General features: G+C 72.6%; 15 protein-coding genes. 6 read left to right on the forward strand and 9 right to left on the reverse strand.

The window, feature by feature from the left end:
- Positions 1-2 precede the first annotated feature (2 nt).
- The 7 genes from ABC138_RS01685 to ABC138_RS01715 all read right to left on the reverse strand — a co-directional run bounded on the left by ABC138_RS01685 (position 3) and on the right by ABC138_RS01715 (position 6,411).
- Positions 3-1,427: an MFS transporter gene (locus ABC138_RS01685; RefSeq protein WP_345912537.1), complete on the reverse strand. Its 1,425-nt coding sequence runs from the start codon at positions 1,425-1,427 to the stop codon at positions 3-5.
- Positions 1,428-1,458: 31 nt separating this feature from the next.
- Positions 1,459-2,790 carry an MFS transporter gene (locus tag ABC138_RS01690; RefSeq protein WP_345912538.1) on the reverse strand — a complete coding sequence of 444 codons (1,332 nt, stop codon included), beginning with the start codon at positions 2,788-2,790 and terminating at the stop codon, positions 1,459-1,461.
- Between the two features lie 22 nt (positions 2,791-2,812).
- Positions 2,813-3,298: a DUF411 domain-containing protein gene (locus tag ABC138_RS01695; protein ID WP_068324926.1), complete on the reverse strand. Its 486-nt coding sequence runs from the start codon at positions 3,296-3,298 to the stop codon at positions 2,813-2,815.
- 64 nt (positions 3,299-3,362) lie between these two features.
- Positions 3,363-3,956, reverse strand: a complete 594-nt coding sequence (locus ABC138_RS01700) for a DUF305 domain-containing protein (RefSeq protein WP_345912539.1) — start codon at positions 3,954-3,956, stop codon at positions 3,363-3,365.
- A gap of 50 nt (positions 3,957-4,006) precedes the next feature.
- Entirely contained in the window at positions 4,007-4,381 is a 375-nt protein-coding gene (locus tag ABC138_RS01705; protein ID WP_345912540.1) for a DUF6153 family protein, read from the reverse strand.
- 52 nt (positions 4,382-4,433) lie between these two features.
- Entirely contained in the window at positions 4,434-5,645 is a 1,212-nt protein-coding gene (locus ABC138_RS01710; protein WP_345912541.1) for a homogentisate 1,2-dioxygenase domain-containing protein, read from the reverse strand.
- Between the two features lie 88 nt (positions 5,646-5,733).
- A complete protein-coding gene (locus tag ABC138_RS01715) occupies positions 5,734-6,411 on the reverse strand; it encodes a helix-turn-helix domain-containing protein (RefSeq protein WP_068422079.1) in 678 nt (225 codons plus the stop codon).
- A gap of 221 nt (positions 6,412-6,632) precedes the next feature.
- Between ABC138_RS01715 and ABC138_RS01720 the strand changes: the two genes are divergently transcribed.
- Entirely contained in the window at positions 6,633-6,971 is a 339-nt protein-coding gene (locus ABC138_RS01720; protein WP_169701896.1) for a hypothetical protein, read from the forward strand.
- On the opposite strand, the gene ABC138_RS01725 is transcribed toward ABC138_RS01720, so the two are convergent.
- Both ABC138_RS01725 and ABC138_RS01730 read right to left on the reverse strand, forming a co-directional pair.
- Entirely contained in the window at positions 6,968-7,852 is an 885-nt protein-coding gene (locus ABC138_RS01725) for a MerR family transcriptional regulator (RefSeq protein WP_345912543.1), read from the reverse strand. The genes ABC138_RS01720 and ABC138_RS01725 overlap by 4 nt on opposite strands.
- 11 nt (positions 7,853-7,863) lie before the next feature.
- Positions 7,864-8,304, reverse strand: a complete 441-nt coding sequence (locus ABC138_RS01730) for an SRPBCC family protein (RefSeq protein ID WP_345912544.1) — start codon at positions 8,302-8,304, stop codon at positions 7,864-7,866.
- Positions 8,305-8,445: 141 nt separating this feature from the next.
- Here ABC138_RS01730 and ABC138_RS01735 point away from each other — a divergent pair, with 141 nt between their 5' ends.
- From ABC138_RS01735 to ABC138_RS01755, 5 genes are read left to right on the forward strand one after another with little or no spacing between them, the layout of a single operon-like run.
- Positions 8,446-9,735 carry an FAD-dependent oxidoreductase gene (locus ABC138_RS01735; RefSeq protein WP_338538313.1) on the forward strand — a complete coding sequence of 430 codons (1,290 nt, stop codon included), beginning with the start codon at positions 8,446-8,448 and terminating at the stop codon, positions 9,733-9,735.
- Entirely contained in the window at positions 9,732-10,490 is a 759-nt protein-coding gene (locus tag ABC138_RS01740; RefSeq protein WP_307147480.1) for a DUF1365 domain-containing protein, read from the forward strand. The genes ABC138_RS01735 and ABC138_RS01740 overlap by 4 nt, the downstream gene beginning before the upstream one ends.
- Positions 10,487-11,764, forward strand: coding sequence for a cyclopropane-fatty-acyl-phospholipid synthase family protein (locus ABC138_RS01745; protein ID WP_345912545.1), 1,278 nt, complete (start codon positions 10,487-10,489; stop codon positions 11,762-11,764). The genes ABC138_RS01740 and ABC138_RS01745 overlap by 4 nt, the downstream gene beginning before the upstream one ends.
- On the forward strand, positions 11,761-12,513 hold the full coding sequence (locus tag ABC138_RS01750) for an SDR family NAD(P)-dependent oxidoreductase (protein ID WP_068422061.1): 753 nt from the start codon (positions 11,761-11,763) through the stop codon (positions 12,511-12,513). Before ABC138_RS01745 ends, ABC138_RS01750 begins: the two co-directional genes overlap by 4 nt.
- Entirely contained in the window at positions 12,510-13,232 is a 723-nt protein-coding gene (locus ABC138_RS01755; protein WP_068324917.1) for a CPBP family glutamic-type intramembrane protease, read from the forward strand. The genes ABC138_RS01750 and ABC138_RS01755 overlap by 4 nt, the downstream gene beginning before the upstream one ends.
- The last annotated feature ends 3 nt before the right edge of the window (positions 13,233-13,235 follow it).

The following is a 13,235-nucleotide window of genomic DNA, read 5'->3' on the forward strand; positions in this document are numbered from 1 at the left end:
CACTAGGGTCTGTCGGCCTCCGTCCCCGTCCCGGTGCCGGACCCCAGGAGCGCGCCGGCGAGCACACCCCCTGCGGCGATGATGGCCGCCGAGACGAGCATCGCGGTGCGGTAGCCGTCGGTGAAGGCCGCCGGGTCCTCGACGACGCGGCCGGTGAGCCCGGCGAGCGGCGGGATGGCCGCCACCCCGAGGAGCCCACCCGTGCGCGCCACCGCGTTGTTGACCCCGGAGGCGAGCCCGGCGGCCTCGTCCGGGGCGGTCGAGAGCGCGTTCGCGGTGAGCGGCGCGACCATCGCCGAGAGCCCGAGGCCGAAGAGCACCACGCCCGGCAGCACGTCGCGCACGTAGTCGGCGTCGGCTCCCACGCGCAGCAGGAGCAGCACACCGCCGGCCATGACGAGCGGGCCGAGCGCGAGCTGCACGCGCGGCCCGGTGCGCGCCGCGAGCGCCCCCGACCGGGCGGACAGGAGCATCATGAGCACCGTCGTCGGCAGGCTCGCGACGCCGGCCGCGACCGGGCCCCAGCCCGCGACGACCTGCAGCTGCAGCACGAGCAGGAGGAAGACGACGCCCATCGCCCCGTAGACGACGAAGGTCACCGCGTTGACCGTCGAGAAGCTGCTCGAGCGGAAGATCCCGAGGGGGAGCATGGGGGCGGGGGTCCTCCCTTCGTGCACGAGGAAGGCGATACCGGCGACGACCCCGACGACGGCCGCGGTCGTCGTGCTGCGGTCGAGGCCTCCGTCACCGCTGCTCGTGAGGGCCCATGTGACCGCGGCCAGGGCGGTCACGCCGAGTGCTGCGCCGACGACGTCGAGACGTCCGGGACGTGCCGTCCCGTGGTCGGCGGGGGCGTGTCGCGCCGCGATGAGCAGGACGAGCACGGCGAGCGGCAGGTTGATGAGGAAGACCCAGCGCCACGACGCGACGTCGATGAGCCAGCCACCGACGAAGGGGCCGATGACGGTCGCCACGCCGCCGTACCCTGCCCAGGCGCCGATGGCGCGCGGCCGGTCCAGCGGGACGAAGGCGGTCTGCAGCATGGCGAGGCTGCCCGGGGTGAGCAGCGCGGCACCGATGCCCTGCAGCGCCCGCGCGCCCACGAGCCACCCCGCGTCCGGCGCGAGCCCGCAGGCGGCCGAGGCGAGCGCGAACCACACGGTCCCGATGACGAAGACCAGCCGACGGCCGTACCGGTCGCCGAGCACGCCACCGAGGAGGATGAAGGCTGCGAGGGTGAGCGCGTAGCCCGTCACGACCCACTGCAGGGTGGCGAAGGGGGCGTCGAAGGTGCGGCCGATGTCCGGCAGGGCGACGTTGACGATCGTCGCGTCGATCATCGCCATGCCCGACCCGAGGATCGTCATGACCAGGATCCAGCGGCCCCGGGCGGAGTCGAGTCGCAGACGTCCGGCAGGCGCGTTCACCGCCCCAGCCTAGGCCGCCGCGCGCGCCGGGTCAGGCGCCGCGCGAGACCTCCGGCAGTCGCGTGGACGAGACGACCCCGAGCACGCCGAGCCCCGCGAGGAACAGGAGCGCCCACTCGACGCCCAGGCCGGCGATCGCCGAGCTGATCCCGCCGACGACGAGGAGCACCAGGCCCATCGCCGAGTTGGAGACGGCCACGTAGGTCGTGCGCCGGTCGCCCTCGGCCATGTCGACGACGTAGGTCTTGCGCCCGACGCGCACGCCCGTGTGCAGCATCGTCACGAGGAAGTAGCTGCCGACGAAGATCGCGTAGGTGAGCCGGCCGTCGCCTTCGAGGTCGAGCAGCGTGACGAGCAGGACGAGTGCCACCAGGACGAGGGAGGCCAGGGCCGCGCCGGCCGTCATCAGCCGACGGCTCGACCGGTCGGCCATCCGTCCGAAGACGCGTCCGCCGAGGAGCGCGGCGAGGCCCGAGGCGATGATGAACCCGCCCAGGCCGGTGAGCGCCGGGGCGCCGGCCTGCACCGCGAGCGCGACGATGAAGGGCGGGCTGAGCGAGGACACGAGCAGGAAGCTGCGGACCGTGACGAAGGAACGGAAGGTGCGGTCCTCGCGCAGCAGGGCGATGGTCTCGACGAACCACCCCTCGCCGGTCGTTCCCTGAGGAGGCCGCTCGCGGCCGTCTCGAAGGGGTCCCGGCTCCCGCACGCTCGCCCAAACGGCGGCGACGAGGACCCAGAGCACGGCACCGGCACCGAGGATCGCCGCGAGGGTCCGGGCATCGAGGCCCTCGCCGAGGGCCCGGACCCCGAGACCGAGGGTGATCGCGACGAACCCGGAGGCGGTCGTGGCGAGCCCGTTGATCTGGCCGCGCTCTCCCTTCGGCACGGTCCTGGCCTGGACGTCCTTGGAGGCGATGGAGGTCAGGCAGCGACCGAGGGAGAAGACGGCCAGCGCCGCGACGATGACGAGGCCGGCGACCAGGCCGTGGCCGAGCGCCGCCGTGCCGGCCATGACCGCGACGGCCGCGGCCTGGACCACTGCGCCGGCCGCGACGACGAGCTTGCGCTGCCGGACCCGGACGACGAGCGGTGTGAGGAAGGCCTGGGGGAGCATCGACCCGGACTCGCGGATGGGGACCAGCACGCCGGTGAGAGCGGCGGGCACGCCGAGCGCGTGGAAGAGCCACGGCAGGACCGTGGACGCGTTGACGGCCTGGTCGCCCGAGCTCTGGAGCGCGTTGGCCCCGACGAGGCGAAGGGTGTTGCCCGCCACGTGGCGACGCGCCGCCCCGGGCATCTCGGCCTCGGCCTCGAGGTCCCGCTTGATGAGGCGCGCGTGGAGGCGCTCGGTCGTGGTCACGGGGTCAATGTACGTAGGCCGGTCAGACCTCCTGGTCCGCAGGGCTGGACACCTTCGCGAAGACCCGCGGCTCCCCCTTCGTGATGAGCATGACGGAGTAGGGGTCGAACCGGTCGCCCTGCTCCATCCCGGGCGTCCCGACGGGCATGGCGGGCACGCTCAGGCCGCGAGCCCCCTTCGGCGGGTCGGCGAGGTACTCGAGCACGTGCCGGACCGGGACGTGCCCGACGAAGAGGTGGCCATCGCGGTGGCGGGCGAGGTGGCAGGACTGGAGGTCGAGCGGGATGTCGTGCTCCGTCCACACCGTCGCGAGGTTGTCGGGGAGCTCGGTGGTGATGGCGAAGCCGTGCTCCTCGGCGTGGGTGACCCAACCGCCGCAGCAGCCGCAGGAGGCGTCCTTGTAGACGGTCATCGCGAGGCGGTCGACGGGGGTGGTCGGGCCCGAGCAGGCGGCGAGGAGGCCGCCGAGGGGGAGGGCGAGGAGGGACCGGCGGGTGATGGTGGACATGTCGGACCTTTCGGATGACGAAGGGGGTGGGCCCGGCCGGCCGGGCCGCGGTGGGGAGAGCGGGTCAGAGGGCGGTGCGCATCTTGCGCATCTTCGTGATCTCGGCCTTCTGGTCGGTGATGACGTCCTGCGACAGCTCGAGAGCAGCGGGGTTCTTCCCGTCCTTGCGGTGCTGCTCCGCCATGTCGACGGCGCCCTCGTGGTGCTCGATCATCTGGTCGAGGAAGAGCCGCGAGGCGCTCGCCCCGTCGGAGTCCTCGAGCCTGGTGATGTCCTGCTCGCTCACCATGCCGTCCATGTGCCCGCCCTCCATGGGCATGCCGGACCCGTGATCCATGGGGTGGCCCCAGTCCCTCAGCCAGCCCTCCATCGTGGTGATCTCGGGGCCCTGGGCCTTCTTGATCTCCCGGGCCAGCTGCTCGACGTCCGGGTCGACGCCCTCCTTGTCGAGGACGATGTCGGACATCTCCACGGCCTGCTGGTGGTGCATGGTCATGCCCTGGGCGTAGGTGACGTCAGCCTGGTTGAACTGTGCGGTCGTGCTGCTGCTCGAGGCGGTCCCGGTGTCGGGACCCTCGTCGGACGAGGCGCAGCCGGTGAGGACGAGAGCGGCCGTGGCCGCGCTCGCCAGGGACGTGATGACAGTGTGCTTGCGCATGGGTGATCGCTTCCTGACGTGGGGTGTGTGGTCGGTGACGGACGCGTCGATCACGTCCGGCTGATGCACAACCTCGTCAGGGAGACGCCGAAGATGTCTCCTGGGGCGGCGACGGGGGAGAGGGACGGCGGGGACCGCAGCCACGGCGGCTGCCAGGGCCACGCAGCGCGACCACGTCCGGGCACGAGGAGGACCAGGGACAGGAGGACGACGAGGCACATGGCCGTGGCGGCCGTGCACGTGTCGCTCCCGTCCGGCGCGTGGCAGCCGGGCTGGTCCACACCGACGTGGGCGTGGACGTGGGTGGCGCTCGTCCCGGCCGGCGCGGTCGGGGAGTGGTGGCCGACCGAGAAGCCGTGCATCGCGAGGATGCCGGCGATGACGGCCACGGCGAGCCCGAGCAGGAGGCGCCGGTCCGTGTTCACGCCTCCCAACTTACCCCCCGAGGGTATCGGCGGTGCGAGGGCCCCCGTCAGGTCACCGACCACCCAGCCAGCGCCCACCGGTCCACGATCGGGCGTAGACGCCGTCGTCGACGGCGATGCCGGCCTCGCCGAGCTCGAGCGGGCGGAAGGTGTCGACCATGACCGCCGTCTCGTCGAAGTAGTCCGCCCCGAGCGATGCCTCGACGGCACCCGGCTGGGGGCCGTGCGCGTGGCCACCGGGGTGCACGGAGATCGAGCCCTTGCCGATGCCTGATCCCTTGCGGGCCTCGTAGTCCCCGTCGACGTAGAACATGATCTCGTCGCTGTCGACGTTGGAGTGGTAGTACGGCACCGGCACCGCGAGCTCGTGGTAGTCGACCTTGCGCGGGACGAAGTTGCAGATGACGAAGCCCTGCCCCTCGAAGACCTGGTGCGCCGGCGGCGGCTGGTGCACCTTGCCCGTGATCGGCATGTAGTCGCGGATGTTGAAGGTGTACGGGTAGAGGCACCCGTCCCAGCCGACGACGTCGAAGGGGTGCTCCGGCACCGTGTGGATCGTGCCCGACATGCCACTCGGCCCGCGCCCACGGTGCTTGATGTGGACGTCGACGTCCTGCTCCTCGACGAGCAGCGGCTCCGTCGGGCCGTGCAGGTCGCGCTCGCAGTAGGGAGCGTGCTCGAGGAGCTGGCCGTAGCGGGAGAGGTAGCGCCTGGGCGGGGCGATGTGGCTGCTCGCCTCGATCGCGTAGAGCCGAGCGGTCTCGCCGGTGCGCAGGACCCAGCGGTGGATCGTCGCGCGCGGGATGACGACGTAGTCACCCTCGGTGGCCTCCAGCGCCCCGAGCTGGGTCTCGAGCAGCGCCGACCCTCGCTCGACGTAGACGCACTCGTCGCCGATGGCGTTCTTGTACAGGGGAGAGGTCGCGCCGACGTGGGCGTAGGAGAGGCGCACGTCGGCGTTGCCGAGGACGAGGCGACGGCCGGTCACCGCGTCGGTCGTCGCGACCGCCTCGTCGGCGAAGAGGTCGTGGAGCCTCAGGTGCCGGGGGAGGAGGGGCTCGTTGGGCACGAGGGTCTGGTCGGGCAGCTCCCACGGGCGGGCGTCGACGATGCCCGAGGGGATGTGGCGGTGGTAGAGCAGCGAGCTGTCGGAGGAGAAGCCCTCCTCGCCCATGAGCTCCTCGGACAGGATCCTGCCGTCCGTGTCCTTGAAGAGGGTGTGCCGCTTGCCCGGCACGGGTCCGACCTGGCGGTAGTGGGCCATGGTCACTCCTAGTGCGTATATCGCACACAGTTGTGCGCTCAGCGCACACGCTATCCCGTGGAGGATGCCCGGTCAAGGCTCGAGCCGGTCAGAAGAGGCGCGTGATCGCGGCCCGGGACTCCTGCAGCAGGGGCACGAGCATCGCGACGTCGAGGTCGTCGGGGTGGCCGAGGGCGATGAGGCCGATGGCGCTCTCCACCTCGGTGGCCGAACCGTGGCCGGTGCCGAGCGCGAGGCCGGCGGTGCCGGGCTGCACCTCGCCGCGGGAGATGGAGTACCCGTCCTCGCGGGCCGTGCGCACGGCCGCGGGGTCGTCGTCCCTCGGCGGCCGCTGGGCGAGGATGGCCAACCCGTCGGCGCCGAGGTCGAGGGGGTGGCGCGTGCCCACCCGGTAGCTGATGCCGATGGATCCTCGGGCAGACGGCTCCGCCACCGCGATCGCGACCGACTCGTCCCCGTCGGCGATGGAGACGAAGGCGGTGAGGCCGCTGCGGTCGGCGAGCTCCTGGACGACGGGTTGCGCCGCCGAGCGGTACTGCGCCATGAACCTGCCGGCCACCACGAGGGCGCCGCTGCCGAGGCGGTAGAGGCCGTCGCCCCCCTTCGTCACGAGGTGGCGGTGCTCGAGCGTGGCGAGGATGCGGTAGGCGCCGGCGCGGTGCACCCCGAGCTCGTCGGCGAGGGCGGCCGGCGAGACGCCACCCGTGCGGCGCGAGACGATGTCGATCGCCTCGAGGCCGCGGTCGAGCGTCTGGAGGGTGCTCATGGCACCGGGAGTCTACGCAGGCGAAGGGGGTGGGCCCTGCGTCGCCGGGCGTTGTCGGTGGTCGCTGTCAGTGTGTGAGGAGTCCACACAGGACACCGCAGGGGAGCGAGGGACGCTCGTACCGGCAGACGGGGAGGTCTGCCGGTCGAGTCCTCGCCAGCCCCACCAACACATCCGGGGGGATGACTTTGTTCTTCACATCCTTCATCAGGTCTGCCGTCGTGGCATTCGTGGCCGCTCTCGTCGGCGGGGTCGCCGTCCTGTCGACCCAGGTGGTGCAGGAGACGCCCGCGGTGGAGTTCACCACGGCCGGACCGAGCACGGTGGCGCCTGCCGTGCCGGCGGGCGCACTCGAGGCGGCCCACGCCCACGCTGAGGCACACGGCCTCACCGACTGTGTCGACCCGGCGCACGCCCGCCTGGACGACGTGATCCTCACGGTCCCGGCTGACCCGGGCGCCGAGGTGGTCATCACGCCGGTGGGCTTCGACGAGGCGCTGGACTCCGGTGCTCAGGGCCGGTGGAACCTGTTGGCCTGCAGCGCCGGCGAGGGTCGCTAGTCGGTGAGCGAGGCCGCCACGCGGGTGGCGGCGGTCGTGATGTCGTGCCCGAGCTGGACCGCCTGCGGGTCGTCGAGCTCGCCCTGGGCACCGCCCCCGACGAAGACGACGAGGCCGGCATCGACTCCGCGCAGCGCCTTGATCACCTCGCGCGCGGCGGGCGCGTCCTGGGCCCTCGGCACGGCGAGGACCGCGCAGTCGGCCCCGTGGGCGTCGAGGGCCGCCCGCCAGGCCGGGGCCGGCAGGTTGGGCCCGAGGTAGGCGACGTCGACGCCGAGACGTCGCAGGGTGACGGCGAAGGCGAAGATGCCCAGCTCGTGGTGCACGCCCGCCGGCAGCCCGACGAGGACGCGCGGACCACCCGGGCGGCTGGCGGCGGCGTCGAAGGCGGCGGCCAGCCGACGCAGCACGGCGTGGGCGACGAGGTGCTCGCCGGCGACGGAGATCCGCCGGTCCGCCCAGGCGCCGCCGACCGCCTCGAGCGTCGGCATGAGCCAGTCGTCGACCACGGACTCGAAGGACGCCACGGCGAAGCGCTCGTCGAGGACCCGGGCGACCCCGGCCGGGTCCATCGCGGCCGCAGCGTCGAGGAGGTCGCACGTGGCATCGGCCGGCGTCCGCGAGGGGTCGGGGAGGGGCGGCGACGACGGCGCGGTCTCACCGGCGTGGCGCCGGCCGACCTCTGCCGCAGCGGTGCTCGCGGTCCAGCCGTCGGCGACGAGGGCTGCCATCTCACGGATGCGGTCGACGGTCTGCTCGTCGTAGAGGCGGTAGCCGGACTCGGTGCGCTGGGGGTCGACGAGGTCGTAGCGACGCTCCCAGGCGCGCAGGGTCGCCGCCGGGATGCCGGTCAGCTCGGCGGCGCGCTTGATCGTGTACATCGGCGAAGGCCCTACTGCAGCCGGGGCAGGACGCGGGCGAGCGCCTCCTCGGCGTCGTCCCCGAGGCCCTCGAGCGAGCCGCGCAGGAAGGGGGTGGCCAGCCGGGCCAGTCCCTTGAAGGTGAAGTCCGCCTCGTAGACGAGCACGCTCCCCGAGCCGTCGGCCGTGGGGCTGATGGACATCGTGTCGCGCGCGACGACGGTCGAGTTCTCCCCCCGCATGACGACGAGGCGGTCCGGCTGCAGGTCGACCGTGACGTAGGTCAGCTCGGTCTCCCGGCCGCGGAAGACCGAGCGGTTGTGGTAGCGGCTGCCGACCCCGCCGTCGCCCTCGACGAGGGTCGTCGTCACCGTGCCGGGGTCCCACTCCTCGCTCGTCGTGAAGTCGGAGAGATAGGCGTAGACGGCCGACGGGGCGGTGTCGGGGACCTCGATGGTGCGGGTGATCTTCATGGTGACCTCATCCTTGGACAAACATTTGACAGGTGCTCGACGTCGATCCTAACCTTTGGACAAAGGTTGAACAATCCTTTGGCAGGGTCGGCATCGAACACCTCGTGCCCCTTCGTCCTCGTCCACTCCCGGGAGAGCCCCATGACCGACCTGCGCGACCGACCCACCCGGCCCACCGTCGCCGTCATCGGCGCCGGTGTCTCCGGGCTCACCGCGGCGCACGTGCTGTCGCAGACCCACGAGGTCACCCTCTTCGAGGCCGACTCCCGGCTCGGCGGGCACGCCCACACCCACACGGTCCCGACGAGCGACGGGGGCCGGGCCCGCGTCGACAGCGGCTTCATCGTCCACAACGAGCGCACCTACCCGCACCTGCTGCGGCTCTTCCGCGAGCTCGACGTGCCGACCCGTCCGACCGAGATGAGCATGTCGATCACCTGCGACGGCTGCGGCCTGTCCTGGGCCGGCGGCCGCGGGGCGGGTGCGGTGCTCGCGCAGCCTCGGCGGCTCGCCGACCCGCGCTTCCTGCGGATGCTCGTCGAGATCCCGCGGTTCCACCGGGCCGCCCGGGCGCTCCTCGCGCAGGACGAAGGGGGGAGTGCCGGCGACCCGACGTGGGGCCAGTTCCTCGAGCAGCACCGCTTCTCGCCGTACTTCGTCGCCCACTTCGCCCTGCCGCTCGTCTCGTGCGTGTGGTCCTCCGGTGACGAGGACTCGCTCGACTACCCGGCCCGCCACCTCTTCGCCTTCCTCGAGCACCACGGGATGCTCAGCGTCACGGGGTCGCCCACCTGGCGCACGGTCGTCGGCGGCTCGGCGACGTACGTGGACGCACTGACCGCGCGGCTCGGTGACGTGCGCACGAGCGCACCCGTCACCTCCCTCACCCGGCATGCTGACGGGGTGGACGTCCGTACGGCCGCCGGGGCGGCCCCCTTCGACAAGGTCGTCGTCGCGACGCACGCCGACCAGGCGCTCGCGCTGCTCGCCGACGCGACGCCGCAGGAGAAGGAGGACCTCGCCGCCATCCGCTACACGCGCAACGAGACCGTCCTGCACCGCGACACCCGGCACCTGCCGAGCGCACCGCGGGCCCGTGCGTCGTGGAACTACCGCAGCGCCACGTGCGGCGGCGCCGTCCAGCCGAGGGTCAGCTACTGGATGAACCGGCTGCACGGGTACGACGAGGGCGGCGACCAGTTCCTCGTCACGCTCAACTCGCCCACCCCCTTCGCCGAGACGGACGTCATCGCGCGGATGGACTACGCGCACCCGGTCTTCACGCGCGAGGCCGTCGCCGCGGCCGCGCGGCTGCGGACCGCCGGCGGTGACCGGCTCGCCTTCGCCGGGGCCCACCTCGGTTGGGGGTTCCACGAGGACGGGTGCCGGTCCGGCGTCGAGGCGGCGCAACGCCTGGGGGTGAGGTGGTGAGCACCGCGACCGCGGAGCTGCCGACCCTGCCGAGCCTCGTCGTCGGGACGGTCGCCCACACGCGCCGCACGCCCCTCGAGCACGCCTTCACCCACCGGCAGTACCAGTGGCTCGTCGACGTCGACGACCTGCCGCGCTACCGCGGACCGCTGCGCGCGCTGACCCGGATCGAGGCGCGCGACCACCTCGACGGCGGGCGGCTCGGCGGGGGGATCCGCGGGGACCTGGAGCGTTTCCTCGTCCACCGCGGCAGGACCCTGGAGGCGAGCGACCGGGTGGTCATGCTCGCCAACGCGCGGGTGCTCGGGCACGTCTTCGACCCGCTCACCGTCTTCTGGTGCCTGACCGCCGACGGCGACCTGCGCGCCTGCGTCTTCGAGGTGCACAACACCTACGGCGAACGCCACGCCTACCTGCTCGACGTCGACGAGCGCGGGCACGCGCACACGGACAAGGCCTTCTACGTCTCGCCCTTCAACGACACGAGCGGCGAGTACGCGGTGAGCCTGCGGCTCGACCCCGAGCGGGTCACCGTCACGGTCGGCCTCGACCGGGAGAGCCGGCGCGTGCTCACCGCGACGACCACCGGGGTGCCCCGACCGGCGACGCCGACCGCGGTGTGGCGCACCGCCGCCCGCCACCTCCTCATGACCTGGCGCGTCAGCGCCCTCATCCGCGTCCACGGCATCCGGCTGTGGCTGCGCCGCCTCCCCATCCAGCCCCGTCGTCCCCACTCCCAGGAGAACGTCCGATGACCGCCGCAGCCCCCACCCTCGACCAACCGATCTGCCTGAGCCGCCCCGCACTTCGTCCGTGGTGCGTGCGGGCCCACCTCGCCCGCCCGATCGTCACCAAGGTCCTCGAGCGGGCGCCCGTGCGGGTGACGATGCCCGACGGCACGACCCTCGGCGGGGGACGCGACATCGACGCCCCGACGCTGCGGATCGTGCGCCCGACCGCGCTCTTCGAGCGGATGGCGCACCACCCCAAGATCGGCTTCGGCGAGGGCTACATGGCCGGCGACTGGGAGGCCGCGCCCGGCACCGACCTCGCGGACGCGCTCGTGCCCTTCGCCGAGCGGATCACGACGCTCGTGCCGCCCGGGCTGGCCCGGCTGCGCCGCGTCGTCGACCGACGCATCCCGAGCGCCACCCGCAACACGCTGCTCGGCTCGCGCAAGAACATCGAGGCCCACTACGACCTGAGCAACGACCTCTTCGAGGCCTTCCTCGACGAGACCCTGAGCTACAGCTCGGCGCTCTTCGACCGCTCGCGGACGCTCACCGAGCAGAGCCTCGAGGAGGCGCAGCACGCGAAGATCGAGGCGATCCTCGACACCGCCGACGTGCGTGCCGGCTCGCGGGTGCTCGAGATCGGCACCGGGTGGGGCTCGCTCGCGATCGCCGCAGCGCGCCGCGGGGCGCTCGTCACGACGATCACGCTCTCCCAGGAGCAGGCCGCCCTGGCCCGGGAGCGCATCGCCGCGGCCGATGTCGACGAACCGGGGCTCGCCGGGCGGGTCGAGGTGCGGCTGCAGGACTACCGCGAGGTGACGGGGCAGTTCGACGCCATCGTCAGCGTCGAGATGATCGAAGCGGTCGGCGAGGAGTACTGGCCGACGTACTTCGGTGCGATCGACGACCTGCTCGCGCCTGGCGGCGTCGTCGCGATCCAGGCGATCCTCATGTCGCACGAGCGCTACCTCGCGACCCGCCGCTCGTACGGCTGGATCCAGAAGCACATCTTCCCCGGCGGGCTCATCCCCTCCGAGGAGGCCATCGAGGAGACGACCGCACGGCACACGTCGCTGCGGGTGACCTCGACCCACCGCTTCGGCCGGGACTACGCCGAGACATTGCGGCGCTGGCGGCGTACGTTCGACCAGGAGTGGTCGACGATCGCCGCGGCGGGCTTCGACGAGACCTTCCGCCGCAAGTGGGAGTTCTACCTCGCGTACTGCGAGGCGGGGTTCGCCGCCGACTACCTCGACGTCGCCCAGATCCGGTTCGAGAGGCAGGAGCAGGCATGAGCAGCATCGTCGGACAGCGCATCTGGTTGGTGGGCGCCTCGAGCGGCATCGGTGCCGCCCTCGCCGAGGAGCTGCACCGGCGGGGGGCGATCCTGGCGATCAGCGCCCGCCGGGAGGAGCGCCTCGAGGAGGTCGCGCAGGGCCGCTTCGCCACGGTCGCGCTCGACGCGACCGACGCCGCGGCGACCCGCGAGGCGGCCGCGCGGGTGCGCCGCGAGATCGGCCCCATCGACATGGTCATCTGGTCGGTGGGCTACTGGCACACCTTCACCGCCGACGAGTGGCTGGCCGACGAGTACGAGACGCACATCCGGGTCAACCTCCTCGGGCTGGGCAACGTCATCGCCGCGACCGTGCCCGAGATGGTCGCCGCCCGCCACGGGCACCTCGTCGGCATCGCGTCCGTCGCCGGATACCGCGGGCTGTCCGGGTCGGAGGCCTACGGCGCGACCAAGGCCGCGCAGATCAACCTGCTGCAGTCGATGCGCGCCTCCTTGTCGACGAAGGACGTCCGCGTCACGACCGTCTGCCCGGGGTTCGTGCGCACGGACATGACGGAGACCAACTCCTTCCCCATGCCCTTCATCATCGAGCCCGAGGAGGCGGCCACGGAGATCGCCGACGGGCTCGAAGGGGGCAAGGTCGAGATCGTCTTCCCCCGCCGGATGGCCGCGACGATGAAGGTCGCCCGCGTGCTGCCCGAGCGGGTGTGGGCGATGATCACGGCCCGTCTGGCCCGCGCTTCGTGATCGACCCCGTCGGCGAGCTGCGCGCCTTCGTCGCCGCGGCGCTGGTCGCCCCGGTGCCGCGCGACCACACCGAGCCGGACGCCCTCGTGCGCCGGCGCCGGGTGGTCACGGTCGCGACGCTCCTCGTCGGCACGGTCGTCCTCGCGGTCACCCTGCGCATCCCGCCGGGTGACGATGCGTTCTACCTCGGCGGGCTCGCGCTGGCCCTGGTGTGGATCATCGGGGGGACCGCCGCAGGGCGCTTGCACGTGGGGTGGGCGCACACGCGCGAGTCGGACCTCGCCCGGCCGGTCGTGCAGCCGATCGCCCTGGCCCTGCTCGCCGTCGCGATCTTCCTCGCCGGCGCGCTCGTCGTCGGCCGGGTGCCGTGGCTGGCCGAGCTCGTCGACGACGTCCTCGACCACGCCCGCTACGGGTCGCTGCCGCTCGTCTGGGCGATCACCGTCATCACCGGCATCGGCGAGGAGCTCTTCTTCCGCGGTGCGCTCTTCGCCTCCGTCGGGCGCAGGCACCCGATCGCCATCACCACTGCCGTCTACGTCCTCGTCACCGCCGCGACCGGCAACCTGCTGCTCACCTTCGCCGCGCTCCTCCTCGGTCTGCTGACCGGCGCACAGCGGCGGGTCACCGGCGGGATCCTCGCCCCGATCCTCACGCACGTCATCTGGTCCAGCTCGATGCTCTTCCTCCTCCCGCCCGTCCTCGACCTCCTGAGGTGACCG

The organism is Janibacter sp. LM (assembly GCF_039631275.1).
GTDB classification, from domain to species: Bacteria; Actinomycetota; Actinomycetes; order Actinomycetales; family Dermatophilaceae; genus Janibacter; species Janibacter terrae.

Bases quoted from the DNA above. Each gene is read 5' to 3' on its own strand.
- ABC138_RS01695 (WP_068324926.1), bottom strand. From the start codon at position 3,298: ATGTCCACCATCACCCGCCGGTCCCTCCTCGCCCTCCCCCTCGGCGGC.
- ABC138_RS01700 (WP_345912539.1), bottom strand. From the start codon at position 3,956: ATGCGCAAGCACACTGTCATCACGTCCCTGGCGAGCGCGGCCACGGCC.
- ABC138_RS01710 (WP_345912541.1), bottom strand. From the start codon at position 5,645: ATGGCCCACTACCGCCAGGTCGGACCCGTGCCGGGCAAGCGGCACACC.
- ABC138_RS01715 (WP_068422079.1), bottom strand. From the start codon at position 6,411: ATGAGCACCCTCCAGACGCTCGACCGCGGCCTCGAGGCGATCGACATC.
- ABC138_RS01725 (WP_345912543.1), bottom strand. From the start codon at position 7,852: ATGTACACGATCAAGCGCGCCGCCGAGCTGACCGGCATCCCGGCGGCG.
- ABC138_RS01730 (WP_345912544.1), bottom strand. From the start codon at position 8,304: ATGAAGATCACCCGCACCATCGAGGTCCCCGACACCGCCCCGTCGGCC.
- ABC138_RS01735 (WP_338538313.1), top strand. From the start codon at position 8,446: ATGACCGACCTGCGCGACCGACCCACCCGGCCCACCGTCGCCGTCATC.
- ABC138_RS01745 (WP_345912545.1), top strand. From the start codon at position 10,487: ATGACCGCCGCAGCCCCCACCCTCGACCAACCGATCTGCCTGAGCCGC.
- ABC138_RS01750 (WP_068422061.1), top strand. From the start codon at position 11,761: ATGAGCAGCATCGTCGGACAGCGCATCTGGTTGGTGGGCGCCTCGAGC.